The organism is Paenibacillus sp. 2TAB19 (assembly GCF_052115185.1).
GTDB lineage: Bacteria > Bacillota > Bacilli > Paenibacillales > Paenibacillaceae > Pristimantibacillus.
On sequence record NZ_JBFRGE010000058.1, the window covers coordinates 1 to 16,215 of the forward strand.

At 51.3% G+C, this 16,215-nt stretch carries 13 protein-coding genes; 10 read left to right on the forward strand and 3 right to left on the reverse strand.

All coding sequences use genetic code 11. The features are described 5' to 3' along the window. Positions 1 to 457 precede the first annotated feature (457 nt). The 7 genes from AB4Z33_RS22095 to AB4Z33_RS22125 all read left to right on the forward strand — a co-directional run bounded on the left by AB4Z33_RS22095 (position 458) and on the right by AB4Z33_RS22125 (position 9,701). The gene (locus tag AB4Z33_RS22095) at positions 458 to 2,551 is read left to right on the forward strand and encodes a methyl-accepting chemotaxis protein (protein ID WP_442051959.1); all 2,094 of its coding nucleotides are present in this window, start codon (positions 458 to 460) and stop codon (positions 2,549 to 2,551) included. A gap of 133 nt (positions 2,552 to 2,684) precedes the next feature. Next, a complete protein-coding gene (locus AB4Z33_RS22100) occupies positions 2,685 to 3,800 on the forward strand; it encodes a sugar ABC transporter substrate-binding protein (RefSeq protein WP_442051960.1) in 1,116 nt (371 codons plus the stop codon). 90 nt (positions 3,801 to 3,890) lie between these two features. After that, a complete protein-coding gene (locus AB4Z33_RS22105; protein ID WP_442051961.1) occupies positions 3,891 to 5,411 on the forward strand; it encodes an ATP-binding cassette domain-containing protein in 1,521 nt (506 codons plus the stop codon). An 11-nt stretch (positions 5,412 to 5,422) separates the two neighbouring features. Then, complete coding sequence (locus AB4Z33_RS22110) at positions 5,423 to 6,598, forward strand: sugar ABC transporter permease (protein WP_337100687.1); 1,176 nt, start codon at positions 5,423 to 5,425, stop codon at positions 6,596 to 6,598. Between the two features lie 150 nt (positions 6,599 to 6,748). Continuing rightward, positions 6,749 to 7,084: an ArsR/SmtB family transcription factor gene (locus AB4Z33_RS22115; protein WP_442051962.1), complete on the forward strand. Its 336-nt coding sequence runs from the start codon at positions 6,749 to 6,751 to the stop codon at positions 7,082 to 7,084. A gap of 19 nt (positions 7,085 to 7,103) precedes the next feature. Beyond that, positions 7,104 to 7,613, forward strand: coding sequence for an SRPBCC domain-containing protein (locus AB4Z33_RS22120; protein WP_442051963.1), 510 nt, complete (start codon positions 7,104 to 7,106; stop codon positions 7,611 to 7,613). Positions 7,614 to 7,757: 144 nt separating this feature from the next. Continuing rightward, positions 7,758 to 9,701, forward strand: coding sequence for an S-layer homology domain-containing protein (locus AB4Z33_RS22125; protein WP_442051964.1), 1,944 nt, complete (start codon positions 7,758 to 7,760; stop codon positions 9,699 to 9,701). A gap of 80 nt (positions 9,702 to 9,781) precedes the next feature. Here the strand turns inward: AB4Z33_RS22125 and AB4Z33_RS22130 are convergent, their stop codons facing one another. Together AB4Z33_RS22130 and AB4Z33_RS22135 are read right to left on the reverse strand one after the other, a co-directional pair. Continuing rightward, positions 9,782 to 10,642 carry an aldo/keto reductase gene (locus AB4Z33_RS22130; RefSeq protein WP_442051965.1) on the reverse strand — a complete coding sequence of 287 codons (861 nt, stop codon included), beginning with the start codon at positions 10,640 to 10,642 and terminating at the stop codon, positions 9,782 to 9,784. Between the two features lie 29 nt (positions 10,643 to 10,671). Further along, positions 10,672 to 11,883: an MFS transporter gene (locus AB4Z33_RS22135; protein ID WP_442051966.1), complete on the reverse strand. Its 1,212-nt coding sequence runs from the start codon at positions 11,881 to 11,883 to the stop codon at positions 10,672 to 10,674. Positions 11,884 to 12,042: 159 nt separating this feature from the next. On the opposite strand from AB4Z33_RS22135, the gene AB4Z33_RS22140 reads away from it, so the two are divergent. Both AB4Z33_RS22140 and AB4Z33_RS22145 read left to right on the forward strand, forming a co-directional pair. Then, positions 12,043 to 12,435, forward strand: a complete 393-nt coding sequence (locus AB4Z33_RS22140; RefSeq protein ID WP_337100692.1) for a winged helix-turn-helix transcriptional regulator — start codon at positions 12,043 to 12,045, stop codon at positions 12,433 to 12,435. Between the two features lie 25 nt (positions 12,436 to 12,460). Further along, positions 12,461 to 13,297 (forward strand): YitT family protein, encoded by an 837-nt coding sequence (locus AB4Z33_RS22145; RefSeq protein WP_442051967.1) that lies wholly within the window; start codon positions 12,461 to 12,463, stop codon positions 13,295 to 13,297. A 38-nt stretch (positions 13,298 to 13,335) separates the two neighbouring features. On the opposite strand, the gene AB4Z33_RS22150 is transcribed toward AB4Z33_RS22145, so the two are convergent. Next, positions 13,336 to 14,271 carry an AraC family transcriptional regulator gene (locus AB4Z33_RS22150; RefSeq protein WP_442051968.1) on the reverse strand — a complete coding sequence of 312 codons (936 nt, stop codon included), beginning with the start codon at positions 14,269 to 14,271 and terminating at the stop codon, positions 13,336 to 13,338. A gap of 170 nt (positions 14,272 to 14,441) precedes the next feature. Between AB4Z33_RS22150 and AB4Z33_RS22155 the strand changes: the two genes are divergently transcribed. Continuing rightward, positions 14,442 to 16,067: a hypothetical protein gene (locus AB4Z33_RS22155; RefSeq protein WP_442051969.1), complete on the forward strand. Its 1,626-nt coding sequence runs from the start codon at positions 14,442 to 14,444 to the stop codon at positions 16,065 to 16,067. Positions 16,068 to 16,215 lie beyond the last annotated feature (148 nt).

Genomic DNA, 16,215 nt, shown 5'->3' on the forward strand with positions numbered 1-16,215 from the left:
CAAAAAGAAGCTCAAAAAGAAGCTTGCTGAGATGTTCGAGAGACGCTATTCACAATCTAACGATTAACCAATAACTCCCAAATCTATGGTGGGGCTGACCCACTACCTGCAAAAACGTCAGAACATTCAGACATAACAGTTACCCATCGTCTCGATGGATATTCCTACCTTCTTACACAAACTTCTTGACGCTACCCCCAGTGACCTTTCTCCGTTCATTTGACTGCATAAAATCCAATCAAACATCGAAATCTTCTCGTTCCTAGCCTTTTGACTGTACGAAATCCATCCAAAATGCGAGCACACCTCTATTGAGCCGAATGATTCGACAGGCAGCACAAAAAAATACTAGGTAACACAAATTTATCATCTTAATTGTTAAGCGGGTATCCAAGCAAGTCGAGTAATATTTGGGTAGAACGAACAACAACCCAAATATTAGGCGGGGGATAGACAGATGAGGAAGACGCGAGGGTGGAATTTTAATTTCCGTAAAATCGTTCGGTTTCGCATGAACGGGCGATCGCTGCGGGTCAAGTGGATGGGTCTGATCTCGGCGGCGATACTGTTGTCCTTGATAGGCTCGAGCGCGATGAACTTCGGCACCATGCAGGCTTCGCTTGCAGAGACGTTCGCAAAGGCAAACGCGACACAAGTTGAAAGCGCTACCAGAGAGCTTCGGATGTTCGCCGAGCAATACGAGAAGGCGGTCGAGGGGATGGCGGGAGAAATCGGACGAATGAGCCGCCGCTCCGGGAATTCGAATCAGGATATCGCAAGCATGCTGCAGGATGTGAAGGCTCAGGATCATTCGCTGCTCGGGGCGTACTTCATCCCAGCGTCGACAGGACAACAGTTGACGACTCACGAGAAGGGCCATTCGGGTGATGCGAGAGAGATGCCTCACTATAAGCTTGCTCTTCAAAACAAGGATACATCTTGGACGGACGTCCGGTTGGATGAATTATCGGGCAAGATGACGGTTTCGATCGTGACGCCGGTGTTGACCGGAGAAGATTTGTACGGTGTCGCGGGCTTCGATATCGACTTGAACGGGATTGGATTGCTGCGGGAATCCAACGAGAAATTCGGGGATAACAAGCTGGTCATCTACGATAACCAGGGCTTGATCATTTCCTCGTTCATGCAAGGCTTGGACGGAACGAACATTGATCCGAACGCGAGCGGCAGCATACCCGGCGTGCTGGACGCGCTCTCCGAGCCAGCCGATATGAAGCGGAATTTTGGCTGGGTGGCGGACGTGGCGGCAGGCCAAAGAAGCGGTATCGACATGGAATGGGAGGATGTCCGGTATAAAGGAGAGGTCTCGTTCGTTTATTCGATGAATTGGAGCGTCGTTTCTTTTGTGGACAAACAAGCGTTGACCGACAGTCTTTTCGAGTTCGTGGCCACGAGCCTGATCTCTCTCGCAATCGGTCTTATCATCGGGGCGCTGGCTGCTTATACAATCGCGACGGGACTGCTGAAGACAATCAATTCGCTTCGAATGACTATTGCTAAAACCGCGGAAGGCGACTTGATGTCGGAGTTCAGCTATGCGAAACAAGATGAGATTGGCGAGCTGGCGACCAGCTACAATACGATGCTTGGCAGCATGCGCGCATTGATAAGGAAAGTCGACCTCAGCGTGCAGGCGGTGGAAGAGACGGCTGGCTTCGTTACGACCATTGCAAGCGAGAATGCGACCTCGGGCGTCGAGATTGCCCGTTCGGCGGACGAAATCGCGCGCGGCGCTTCCCACACCTCGACCGAAATCGAGAAAAGCTCCGAGGCTGTTCAAGTGCTAAGCCGGGAAATCGAGACGCTCATCGGTCAGTCCGGCGACATCAAGCTTGTGCTTGCTGAATCCAGCCGTGATCTCAAGAGCGGCAACAGCCAAGTAGAGCAGCTCGAGCTGTCGTATACCCGCTTGGAGCAGGCTTTCGGAAAGGTATCGGATATCGTGAATCACTTAAGCCGCCAGTCGCAATCGATTGCTTCCGTGGCGAAAGCGATCTTCGCCATTACGGATCAGACCAATATTTTGTCTATCAACGCTTCGATCGAGGCCGCTAGGGCCGGCGAGCACGGCAGAGGCTTCGCTGTCGTGGCGGGCGAGGTGCGCAGCTTGGCGGTTCAGGCGAAGCAATCGGCGAAGAGCATTCATGCGACCATCTCCGAGATGCTGTCGCAAACGGAAAATCTCGTCTCCGTCGTCGGCGATACGAACGCGATGAACGAAACGCAGCGGATAGCCGTGTCCGAGGTGAGCCGAGCCATGAGCGGCATGAACGATTCGCTCGGCCGAATGCAGTCTCGCCTGCAAGGAGAACGGGGTACAATCGCAAGCATCGAAGCACAAAAGGAAACAGTAGTCGCGTCGATACAGACGATACTTGCCGTATCCGAGCAGACGACGGCTTCCACGCAGCAGATCGCATCAACCATGGACATGCAGACGGAATCCATCGGGGAAGTGTCCGAGCATGCCAGCAGGCTCGTGGAGCTGGTAGCCGAGCTGAAGCTCACGGTTTCCAAGTTCAGGACCTAAGAACGGACAAGACTCACCTTAAAAAAGTATAGGATTTTATAAAAGAGTGCTATTGTATAGCGCTTTCATGAATCGAGTTAGGTGATATATTTGACCTGTAAACAGCAGAAACACATTTGAGAGGGGTAAAAAAATGAATAAAAAGTTTAAAGCGATTTCTCTCCTGCTAGTTGTGATGGTGTTCGCTACAATCATGGCGGCATGCGGCAAAGACGTAAGCGGTGGCGGAAGCGACGTAAGCGTCGGTATCGTATTGCCGACCAAAGATGAGCCAAGATGGGTACAAGACGAGCAACGTTTTAAGGATGCGCTATCCGGCACGAAATATACGACGGAAATTTTGTTCAGCCAAGGTTCCTCCGCTAAGGAGAAAGAAAACGTGGAAACGTTGATTAACAAAGGCATTGACGTCCTCATTATTTGTCCTCAAGACGGCGCAGCCGCTGGCGCAGCCGTAGAAGCAGCGAAAAAAGAAGGCATCAAAGTTATCGCATACGATCGTCTGATCACGGATACGGATGCGGTTGACTACTACGTCACGTTCGACAGCGAAGCGGTAGGCGCGGCGCAAGCGAAATACCTAGTAGACAATGCAAAAGGCGCAGGCCAACCGCTGTACCTGTATGCAGGCGCAGCTACCGACAATAATGCATTCCTATTCTTCGCCGGCGCATGGAAAGTACTGCAACCAAAAATCGCTGACGGCACATTCGTTATCGCCAACTCCAGCGAAGCGGTTGCTTTGAAAGACAAAGCTGAACTGTCCCGCGATGAGCTAAGCAAAATCATCGGTCAAGTTACAACGAACTGGGATCCGAACGAAGCTAAAAACAAAGCGCAAACTCACCTGACATCCGCTGCCGCTAACGCAAAAGGCGATGTTCTGATTCTTGCTCCAAACGACGGCACGGCTCGCGCCATCGCGGACGTATTCGGTTCCGACAGCGCGGTATCGAGCTTCGTCGTAACCGGCCAAGACGCGGAGAAAGCATCCGTTCAATACATCATTGACAGCAAACAGTCCATGACGGTATTCAAAGACGTTCGTACGCTGGTTAAAGACGCAATGGGCATGGCGGTAACGCTGCTCGACGGCGGAACGCCTGAAACGACAGGTTCGTACAACAACGGCAAAATTGACGTCGCAGCTAAACAAACAGACGTTATCGTTGTTAACAAAGCGAACGTAAAAGCAAAGCTTGTTGATTCGGCTTACTACAAAGCGGAAGACTTCACAGGTCTGGAATAAGACAAAAGCATAGCCCAGGCGGGATAGTGGTAGTCCATGGCTATCACTATTCCGCAATATTAACGGCTGCTAGGTTAAGGGGGCATAACAATGAGCGAATATATATTGGAGATGAAGAACATCTCCAAGGAATTTACGGGAGTCAAAGCGCTCACTGATGTCAGCTTCAAGGTGGAAGAAGGCGAAATCCACTGCTTGATCGGTGAGAACGGCGCCGGAAAGTCCACGTTGATGAAGGTGTTAAGCGGTGTATATCCTCACGGCACGTATTCAGGCGATATCGTGTACGAGGGCAACGTACAACAGTTTGGCCGGATCAGCGACAGCGTGAAGGCGGGCATCGCCATTATTTATCAAGAGCTGGCGTTATTCCCGGATTTGACCGTATACGAAAATATTAGTGCGGGCAACGAAGTGAAACGCGGCGGAGTCATCGATTGGAACCAAACGATCGTTCATTCAAAGCAAATGCTCCAGAAGGTTGGATTGGACGTCAATCCGGAGGTGCTGATCAAGGACCTCGGCGTCGGCAAACAGCAATTGATTGAAATCGCCAAAGCGTTAAGCAAACACGTCAAGCTGCTTATTCTAGATGAGCCGACCGCGGCGCTGAACGAAAACGACAGCGAGAACCTGCTTGTGCTGCTGCGAGAGCTGAAGAAACAAGGCATCACCTGCATCATGATTTCTCACAAGCTGAAAGAAGTCATCTCCATAGCGGACCGGGCAACCATCCTTCGCGATGGACGCACCATCTGCACGCTCGATGCATCGAAGGGCGAAATAACCGAAAGCGCGATTATCAAAAACATGGTCGGTCGCGAGATCGACGACATTTATCCGAAGAGAACGAACAAGAAATTCGGCGATAAAATTTTGGAGCTTAATAATTGGTCCGCTTACGATCCAAAGTTAGGACGAAACGTTGTTAAAAAGGTTGATCTTCATGTTAAACAAGGCGAAATCGTCGGCATAGCCGGCTTAATGGGCTCGGGGCGTACGGAGCTCGCTCTTAGCATCTTCGGCAATCCCAAGTCCTATAAACTGCAGGGCGACTTATTCGTGGATGGCATGCCCTCGAAATTCCAGCATACAAGCGATGCGATCAAAGCGGGTATCGCATACGTAACCGAGGACCGGAAGGGCGATGGGTTGTTCTTGGCCCAAGACATCAAAAGCAATGTCGTTGCGGCTAACCTAAGCGGAATTGCCAAGAACGGCGTCATTAACGAGAACGAAGAAGTGAAAATTTCGAACGAGTATAAGAGCTCCATGCACGTCAAAGCTCCATCCGTGGAGCAAATCGTCGGCAAGTTGAGCGGCGGCAACCAGCAGAAGGTGTCTCTCGGCAAATGGCTGTTCGTCGGACCGAAGCTGCTGATCCTGGATGAGCCGACGCGCGGCATCGATGTAGGCGCCAAGTTYGAAATCTATACGATTATGAACAAGCTGATCAGCGAAGGAATGAGCATTATCATGATCTCGTCCGAGCTCGGAGAAGTGCTTGGCATGAGCGACCGTATATACGTCATGGCTGAAGGAAAGATGAAGGGCGAGTTGCCGATCGCAGAGGCTACCCAAGAAAACATTATGCAGCTTGCAACGCAATAGGAGGAAGACCAATGAACCTTTTTAACGAAGCGAAGTCGCTTGTCAAAGTGAATATCCGTGACTACGGCATGTACATTGCGCTGTTTGTCATTATGCTTACCTTTACGATTATGACGGACGGATTGTTTATGTCATCGCGTAATATTAGTAACCTGCTCGACGCTACGGGCTACATCGCCGTGCTCGCTGTCGGCATGACGCTTGTCATCGTTATTCGCGAGATCGACTTGTCCGTCGGCTTTGCAGCCGGATTCATGGGTGCGATCGCAGCGATCCTAATGACGCAAATGGGAGTACCGGTGTACTTGACCATTCCGATCATTTTGGTTCTTGGCGTTGTAGCCGGGTTATTCAACGGCGTGCTTGTAGCTAAGATCGGTATCCCATCGTTCGTCGCTTCCTTGGCTTTTATGCTTATTTTCCGAGGCGCGTTGCTGCAAGTCACTGAAAAGACGGGAACGATCAACGTAGATAACGATTTCTTTAATGCGCTAGGCAATGGCTTCATTCCTTCGCTTGCTCAAGTAGGCGGCCTGCATGTGCTATCGCTGCTCCTGGGCTTGCTATGCATCGTATTCTACATCTATAGCGAAATTACGCAGCGCAGGAACAAGATGAAGTACCAATTCGAAGTGATGTCTATAGGCTTGTTCACAGTCAAATTGATCTTCATCTCTTTCATTATTGGTTATATTACTTGGATTCTTGCAGGTTACAATGGCTTCTCCTGGACGGTTATCATTATGCTCGGCGTAGTAGCTATCTATCACTTCCTGACGACGAAGACAGTACTCGGCAGACATATCTACGCCGTAGGCAGCAATCCGGAAGCGGCTCACCTTACAGGTATTAACGTTAAAAAAATTACCTACATCGTATTTGGATCCATGGGCATGTTGTCTGCGCTGTCTGGAATTCTGTTCACCGCGCGCATGCAATCGGCTTCGACAACGGCGGGTACGCTGTTCGAGCTTGACGCCATTGCTGCGGCTTATGTCGGCGGCGTATCCTCCGCGGGCGGTGTCGGCAAAGTAACAGGCGCGATTATTGGCGCAATTGTTATGGCGTCTCTCTCGAGCGGCATGAACCTGCTCGGCGTTGGCGTCTCCTATCAGTACATGATCCGTGGCGGCGTGCTTGCCGCAGCCGTTATCTTCGACGTTATGACGCGCAAGAAAAGAGGCTAGGTTAGACAACAAGAAGGCGGACCTCAAGCGAGAGCAATCGTTTGGGGTCTGTTTTTTGCATTGAATATTCCTTGACAGGAATATTCAATTTGCAGTATATTAATGGTGCAGGATATGTTAACGACTGAACAACAAAGGAACGTAAGGTGTATGGATACAACAACATTTAGCGCTCTTTCCGAGCCGAACCGCTTGCGAATTGTAGAACTGCTCCAGGCCGGACCTCTGACGGTAGGGGAAATTGCTGAACGCTTAAGCCTTCGGCAGCCCCAGGCGTCCAAACATTTGCGCGTATTGCTGGAGGCTGGATTGGTTGAAGTTCAGGCGGATGCGAATCGGCGGCATTACAAGCTGCGGGAGCAGCCTTTTCGAGCAATGGATAAGTGGCTGGACGACTACCGCAGATTGTGGGAAGAACGCTTTGACAACTTAGAAATTTATTTGCAGAAGCTGCAAGCGAAGAATGAGGATGATACGACAAATTAACTTTAGGAGGAATTGTAAAATGACGAATGAAATGCTGACGAAGGTAGAAGGTCAAGAGTTTGTGATGGAGCGTGTCTTCAACGCGCCAAAGGGTCTTGTGTTCAGCGCATTCACCGAGTCTGAGCACTTGAAGCATTGGTGGGGTCCGCGCGGATGGACGCTGACGGTTTGCAATATTGATTTTCGTCCGGGCGGTGTATGGCATTACTGTATGAAGTGTATCGATGAGGCGCAAGGCGATTTCTTCGGCTTCGAATCATGGGGCAAAGCTGTCTATGAGGAGATCGTGGATCAAGAGAAGATTGTATATGTAGATTACTTCTCGGATGCCGAGGGCAACGAGGCAGAGGGTATGCCGCCATCGCATGTGACGTTGGTGTTCGAAGAGTTGGAAGGCAAGACGAAGGTTATCAGCCGTTCGCGTTTCGATTCGGAGGAAGCCGTCAAAACCGTCATCGAGATGGGTATGGAGCAAGGTATCAGAGAAACATGGGATCGTCTGGAAGAGCATCTGCAAGCTTCGAAATAATAGGGAAGGAAGAAGAGCTGCCGCGCGAGAAACGGCTGGCTCTTCTTTTTTTAATGCTTGTTAAGGCTGTTAGTTTGCTATAATGAAGAAGTTTCATAGCGTATTCGTGTATTACATAGCGTGACAAGAGGAGGTTGACTTATTTTGCTAAACAGATTCCAAAAATTATTATCCAGCGTGCTTGTGTTAGTTGTATTTATTAGTATATTTCCGCAAATGATGTTCGCGGCGGGGAGTTCGGAGAACAAGTTTCTTAGCTTCTCGGTGGAAGGGAATCCGGGAGTGATCGATAACGATAGCCATACGATCAGCGTTATCGTTCCTTTCCGCTCGGCCACGTACAACATGCTTGAGCATTTCGAAGTTTCGCCGGGCGCCTCCGTTATAAGTCATACGAGCGGGGAGACAAGATCGGACTACTCGTCGTCTCCGGTAGTATTGACGGTAGTTGCCGAAGACGGCAGCCAGCAGCCGTATGCCGTTACGGTAACGGAAGGACCGAGCAACTTAAAGGCGATAACTTCCTTTAGTCTATCCAACCCGGCCATAACCGGCTTTATTGACGAAGAAGCCTTCTTGATCTACCTGACTGTTCCGCAAGGAACGGATGTAACGCAATTGACGCCTTCCTTCGCAACCGAAGGGGTGCGAGTAGAAGTGAATGGCGACGTTCAAACAAGCGATGTGACGGCGCTGGATTTTACTTTGCCCGTTACCTACACCGTTGTGGCCGCCGATGGCAGCACGAGGAACTACACGGTGACCGTGAATACGCAGCAGGAGCTGAGCACGGCAAAAGACTTGACTTACTTTGCCTTCCCGGCAACGAGTTCTATTGGTTATATCGATAGCGAAGCCTATACTGTCCAGATTAAAGTGCCATTCGGAACGGATCTTCACAGTCTGGTGCCTGCGTTTACGACGACGGGCAGCATCGTGAGGGTGGATGACTTACAGCAGATTAGCGGGGAAGTAGCCTACGATTATATTGATTTCTCGAGCTCCGTTGTTTACCGGGTGTACGATGAAGCAGGCGATTACAGAGACTATACTATTAATGTTCAAACAGCTAATGCTGGAGATAGTTCGAGCAAAGAGCTGCTTACCTTTGCCGTGAACGGCATTGACGGCACGGTGAACGAGTCTGCTCATACGGTATCCGTCGTATTGCCATACGGCAGCGCATTGGCGAATCAAGTCGCAACGTTCACGTCGTCGGCCGAATCGACGGTATGGATCGGGAACCGCATACAGACCTCCGATGCGAGCCTCAACGATTTCACTGGGCCTCTTACGTATACGGTATATGCTGAAAATGGAACAACGCAGGCTTATACGGTCACCGTAACGGTTGCGCCGCGCAAGCCTACGCAGCCGCCGGTAGAGCCTGATCCGGAGCCTGAGGTCGAGCCTGAACCGCCGGTAACGCCGGCTGCGCCTTACAACTCGGTTGTAGACGCGGAGAAGCTGAACGCCTATGTGAAAGCAAGGATTGAAATGAATCAGAACAATCCGGCTAGCGGAGCGTTCTCGGATGCCGATGGACATTGGGCTGCATCGGATATAGCGTTATTCGCAAAGTTAGGCGTTATTAGCGGCTATGATGACGGAACGTTCCGTCCGAACGGCAGCATTACGCGTGCGGAATTCGCCGCGATTACAGCCAGGTTGTTCCAACTGAACGCAGTCGATGGCGGAAGCGCTCCAGCCTTGAATGACGTGCAGGCTCATTGGGCCAAAGACGCCATTGTCGCGCTAGCCTCCAAAGGGATTCTGACCGGCTATACGGACGGCTCGTTCAAGCCGAATCAATTCATTTCTCGCGCCGAGATGGTTTCCATCATCGTGCGCATCGTTAACCTTGATGCTATCGAAAAGCAACAGGACGTTGCCTTTAACGACATTGCAGGCTCGTGGAATGAGAATGCGATTAAAGCTGCAGCAGCCGCGGGCTTGTTCGAAGGACGAGACGCTAATACCTTCGCCCCTGGAGCTTTCTCTACGCGTGCGGAAGCGTTGATGATCATTTTGCGAGTATTGAATTTGGATGCGGATATGACGAGTCTGCTTGATGAATTGAGAAACTAAGCAATCATAATGAAATAAGGCTCGCACCGGCATGTTTACTCTCAAGCCGAGGCGAGCCTTATTTGTTGATGCATAGGACATTAGAAATCGAAGTTGTCCGGGTCCGGGCCGACGCGGCGATTCTCGTTCAAGGCTTCGATTTGTTCCATATCGCCGCTCGTAAGCTCGAAGTCGAACACATTCGCATTCTCGATTATGCGCTGTTCCTTCGTCGATTTCGGTATCGTGATGATGCCGCGCTGTAGATCCCAGCGGAGAATGACTTGGGCGACGGACTTGCAATGCTTAGCGGCGACCTCTTGCAGAACGGGATGCTCGAACAGTTGACCTTGCATGAGCGGTGACCAGGCCTCTAGCTGAATGCTCTGCTCCTTGGCGAAGCTGTGAAGTTCCTGTTGGGTCAGTAATGGGTGCAGCTCGACTTGATTAATCATCGGTTTGATCTCGGCTGTCTCCATTAAGTCCTTCAGATGATGAATCTGGAAGTTGCTGACGCCGATTGCTTTTACTCTTCCTTGCTTGTAAAGCGTCTCAAGCGCTCGCCAAGCTTCTTTGTATTTGCCCGCGACAGGCCAGTGGATGAGGTAGAGGTCCAGATAGTCGAGGCCGAGCTTGGTGAGGCTCGTCTCGAACGCGGCGAGTGTCTGCTCATAGCCCAGATCGGCATTCCATACTTTGGATGTTACGAAGAGTTGGTCACGAGATAAGCCGCTTTCGCTTAACGCTTCGCGTATGCCTTGTCCGACTCCGCTTTCGTTCTCGTAGATGGCAGCCGTATCGATGCTGCGGTAGCCATGCTTGACCGCTGCTTTGATAGCTTCGATGAGCTCGGCGCCTTCCTCTACCTTGAATACGCCAAGGCCGAACCAAGGCATGCGAACACCGTTGCTTAATGTTGTCGTGGATTGCAGATTTGTGATTGGGTTAGTTGTTGTAGTCATAATAATACATCCTCTCAAATTTTGATGATTTATGCGGAAGCGCGCAGCTTCTCTCCTTGCTTCGTGTCGTTTGCCTCGAGCTTGCGAACCCAGCCGGTTAGGACGACTGCGCCGGCGACCATAACGGACCCGATCCATGCGGTATGGATGATGCCGATGCCCCCGGCAATGACGCCGCCGAGATAGGAGCCGATCGCAATGCCTGCATTGAATGCGGCAATATTGAAGGCAGAGGCGACATCGACCGACTTCGGCGTATAGCGCTCAGCCAGCATCACAACATAGAGCTGTAGCCCCGGCACGTTCATGAACGCCAGCAAGCCCATGGCGATAATCGTCAGGAGGCCGGCAATCTTGAATGGCGCGGTGAACGTTAGGATAAGCAGTATAACGGCTTGCATAGCGAACATATAGAACAGGGCTTTTACAGGATTACGGTTGGCGGCTTTTCCTCCAATAACGTTGCCTATGGCAATCGCGATGCCGTATACGAGCAGAAGAACGACAATCGTTTTCTCGCTGAATCCGGTTATGTCGTGCAGCAACGGGGATAAATAAGTGAAGACGACAAACGTTCCGCCGTAGCCGAGCGCCGTAATGGCGAAGGCCAGCAGTAGTCTTCCGTTCGTGATCACTTTAATCTGATCGCGCATCGTAGTGGATGCTCCTTTGCGCAAGCCGGAAGGGACGAGAATCAGATTGGCTATGAACGACAGGATGCCGATGGCAACAATCGCGACGAATGCCATGCGCCAGCCAAGCTGCTGGCCGATCCAAGTGCCGAGCGGCACGCCGGTAACGGTAGCGACCGTAAGCCCGGAGAACATAAGGGCAATGGCGCTCGCTCTGCGGTTCTCCGGCACGAGATCAGCCGCGATCGTTGAGCCGATCGACATGAATATGCCGTGGGCGAGAGCGGATACGAGCCGTCCGATCAGCAGGACGGCAATGCCGCTCGCCAGCGAGGCCAGCGTATTGCCGATGATGAAGACGATCATGATCGCCAGCAGCAGCGTCTTGCGAGATACTTTGGCGGTGAGCGACGTAAGAATCGGAGCGCCAAACGTGACGCCTAGCGCGTATAGCGATACGGTTAATCCCGCAGTTGTTATCGATATGTGCAAGTCGTCGGCGATGAGAGGCAGCAGCCCCACGCTGATGAACTCTGTCGTTCCGATGGCGAAGGCGCTTATCGCTAACGCAAGCAGCGCAAAGGTACTTCTTCGTTGATTGGTTGTCATACGTTTTTTCCTCCACAGTAGTAATGACCGGCCGGTAAATGCTATTATGGATGAATCGCGCGGCGATGGATAGTACGTACTTTCAAGTGCTATAGATACCGCGAAGTGCTATAGGTACTGAAAAGTACCTATAGAATTAGAGGCAAGGAGGAATACGATATGGCTCCAAAAAGGTACAATATATCGGTAGAAGCTACGCTTGAGGTGATCGGCGGGAAATGGAAATGCGTCATTCTATGCCATCTGACCCATGGGACGAAGCGTACGAGCGATCTTAAACGATTAATGCCGGCCATTACGCAGAAAATGCTGACCCAGCAATTGCGGGAGCTGGAGCAGGACGGCATCGTCAACCGGATCAGCTATAATCAGGTTCCGCCCAAGGTGGAATATGAGCTTAGCGAATACGGCTGGAGCTTGAAGCCGATTCTGGATTCGCTCTGCAATTGGGGCGAGCTGCATATTATTAAGGAGTACGGCGATATTAACGAGATGCTGGAGGACAGCATATTGAATTATAAGGATAAGGAAGAGCAGACGGTTATTCGTTAACTGCGGCTATTTTAGGAGATACGTGATGAAGAAAAGGCTGCTAGATATACTCATTATTGTGGGCGGAGCGTTCCTGTTCGCTCTAGGCGTTAATCTGTTCGTTATTCCGAACGAGCTTGGAGAGGGCGGCGTAACGGGCATTACGATTATTTTGTACTACTTGTTCGAATGGTCGCCGGGTATTGTCAACTTGGTTATCAACGGTCTGCTGTTGATCGTCGGTTATCGGTTTCTTGATCGTACGGCCGTTCTGTATACGATCATTGCCGTCGCGAGCAACTCGCTGTTCCTCGTTCTGACGGACCATTGGCGCATCGAATCGGATGAGATCGTCGTTAACGCTATTTTCGGCGGCATGTTTGTCGGAATCGGCATCGGCATGATCATCAGGGTGGGCGGCACGACGGCAGGTACGACTATTTTGGCCCGAATCGCTAATAAATATTTGGACTGGAACATCAGCTACGCGCTGCTGTTTTTCGATCTGATCGTCGCGTTCTCTTCCTTCTTCATCATTGGCGCGAAGGCGCTCATGCTGACGATTATCATGCTCTATATTGGAACGAAGGTGATGGACTTCATCATTGAGGGCGTTAATCCGAAGAAGGCTGTTACGATCATCTCCAAGGAGCATCAGAAGATTGCCGACCAAGTCATTACCGTCATGGACCGCGGCGTCACGATCATGCACGGACAGGGCTATTACACGAAGAACAAGCAGGAGATTCTGTATATTGTGATTAGCAAGCAGGAGCTCAGCACGCTCAAGAAAATCGTCAAAAGCGCCGATAAAAATGCGTTCATCACCATTCATGATGTGCGCGACGTGTTCGGCGAAGGGTTTATCGATATATCGAAGTGACGGGACGACCGGACCGCAGCTTATTGCTGCGGTTTTTATTATTGCTCCAGCTTCAGCTCGAGCGGAGTCAAGTAATGAAGCGAATCGCGTTCCGAGCGGCGGAAGCTGCCTGGCGTCATGCCTGTCCATTTGCTGAATTGGCGAATGAAGCTTTGCACATTTTCGAACCCGATGCGATAGGCGATTTGCTCTAAGGAGTCGTCGCTGTTCACAAGCGAATGCATTGCCTCCTGCTGTCTGAGTACGGCCAAGTAATCGCGCGGTGACATACGGTAAGCTTGCTGGAATACACGGTAACAATGGCGCCGGCTGATAAGCAGCTTCTCTGCGATCTGAGCGAGCCAATTGTGAAGCGGTTCACGGGTTTCGAACCGGTCCTCGCTATCAGAATGGCGGAATGTAATCAGCTTCTCAATCTCGCGAGCAATAAGTGGGGGCAATGTTTCTTCGGAATAGTGAGGGCTGTCTGACTGCTGCGTCTTCATATGACGCTCGAGCAGGCTCATCATCAAGAGCGCGTTGGCGAACAACCCGATGTGCGAGTGCGAGTCATCCTCTTGGAGCTGCTCGATAAGCTGCATGATGATCGGTCGAAGCTTTTCGTTAAGCGGATCTCCCTTCGGATAATGGAGCTGCTCACAGTTGTTCATAAGCTGCATGAATGCCGTATCGGACACTTGAACATGCATAACAAAATATTGCAGCGGCTCTTGTCGATCCGACTTGTAACGATGGGGCTTCATAGGCGGTATGATGAGAAGATCGCCAGCTTGCTGCTCATAGACGGCATGATCCATAATGGCAGTCTGAGTCCCGCTCAGCACGAGATTGACCTCTACCATCATGTGGTGAAGATGCCGCTGGCATAACCAGCCTTTGCCGGTTACGCCTGTATGCATGCCATACAGATAAACCTCCGATTTTAAGTTGGGAAAAGCACGGCTCTTCAGCGCTGCGGCAGCTCTGTTCGTCATTGCTGGCAACTCCTTTCTTGCTGTATCTCTCTATCATGTCCCATTTGGTTCATTATTTCTAGCAGCAAGACCTCATAGGTGATAACGAATGCAGCGATAGTCCTTTATACTCTCATTATCAAGTTTTCTATTAAGGCATACAAGGATGAGGAGAGAGGGGATTGGAATATATGTCACTATCTATTTTGCAGCAACCAATCGATATTCGGGTAGAGAYGGAGCATGGCTGGAAACAGCTGACCCTGCAGGAAACGGGCAAGTGGAGTAAAGACCGTGTTGTCGTGGAGCTTGCGGGGGCGCAAGCGTCTGATGGGGCGCCGGTGCATCTGTGGTTGGAGTCGGCGGCCGAACCGGTTCTTACAGTGAAGATCCGCTGGGCGAAGCGGGCAGAGGGCAAGCTGCTCGTATTGGGTGATCACTGGGAGCGGGCGTATGGGGATTTGGAATGGCGGGGCATAGTGCCTGAGCGAGTGATGCCATGGTACTTCTTGACGAATAACGGAAGTGTCACGAACGGTTATGGCGTACGGACAGGACCAAGCGCATTTTGCAGTTGGAAACTCGATCAGGAGGGAATAACCTTCACCGCGGATGTGCGTAATGGTGCAGTCGGCGTAGTGCTCGGAGATAGAAGGCTGGAAGTAGCTGTATTGTTGGCGTTCGAAGGAAAAGAGGGGGAATCAGCCTTTACTGCCGCTCGGCGCTTCTGCCAGTTGATGTGCTTGCAGCCCGTTTTGCCGTCTCAGCCGGTATATGGGGGCAATAACTGGTATTACGCTTACGGCAATAGCTCGCATGAGCAGATCTTGGCGGACTCGGCGTTCATATCTTCGCTCGCTTCATCGGAAGCTAACCGTCCATTCATGGTAATTGACGATGGCTGGCAGCTTGCAAGCGGCGGCGGAGGCTGTAAGGGTGCGCCGTGGACGGGCAGCGACAAGTTCCCTGATATGGAGGGGCTTGCGCGAGCGATGAAGGAGACCGGCGTTCGTCCAGGCATTTGGTGCAGGCCGTTGATGTCGTCTGACCCGAATGTACCGAAGGAATGGGTACGATATTCGGCAAGCGAGACGGACAGCGTGCTTGACCCAACCGTACCGGGAGTACTCGAGTTCATTGCGAAGTCGATCAAGGATATGTCGGATTGGGGCTTCGAGCTCATTAAGCATGATTTCTCTACCTATGATCTGCTTGGCGAATGGGGGTTCCGAATGAAGTCGGACGTGAACTCGCTTGCGAATACGTTCAGCGACCGATCGAGAACAACAGCTCAAATCGTGCTTGACCTCTATTGGACTATCGCTGAAGCTTCTGGCAGCAGTCTGTTGATCGGCTGCAACACGATCAGTCATCTTGCTGCAGGCCTATTCGAAATCCAGCGTACTGGCGATGATACGAGCGGCAAGTCATGGGAGCGGACGCGTTATATGGGCGTCAATACGATGGCGTTCCGCATGGCTCAGCACAACACCTTCTATAGTCACGATGCCGACTGCATCGGCATTACGAAGGATGTTCCATGGGAGCTGAACAAGCAGTGGCTCGACTTGCTCGCAGGCAGCGGAACGCCGCTCTTCATTTCCGTTGATCCAGCCATCGTGACCGAGGAGCAGGAGGCTGCTCTGCGGGTCGCATTCGATCTAGCATCCCAAGAGCTGCCGCCCGGCGAGCCGCTCGACTGGATGGAAACGACTTGCCCAAGCCGATGGCTGCTGAACGGCGAGGAGACGGCATTCGAATGGAGCCGCAACCCGCTTGAGATCGTGGATGAGTACGATAACGAGTGGTGGCTGTAAGGCTGTGTGCCTTGACCGGGGCGGAATAGCGTAACGAATTTACGTTATTGTTCCTGCATTCCGTCTCTATCCAATGCATTTGATCATTTTTAGTATAAATAAAGTAAAAAAGTTTCGTTATTTGCCCCATTGCCAACCCGGCGTGGAG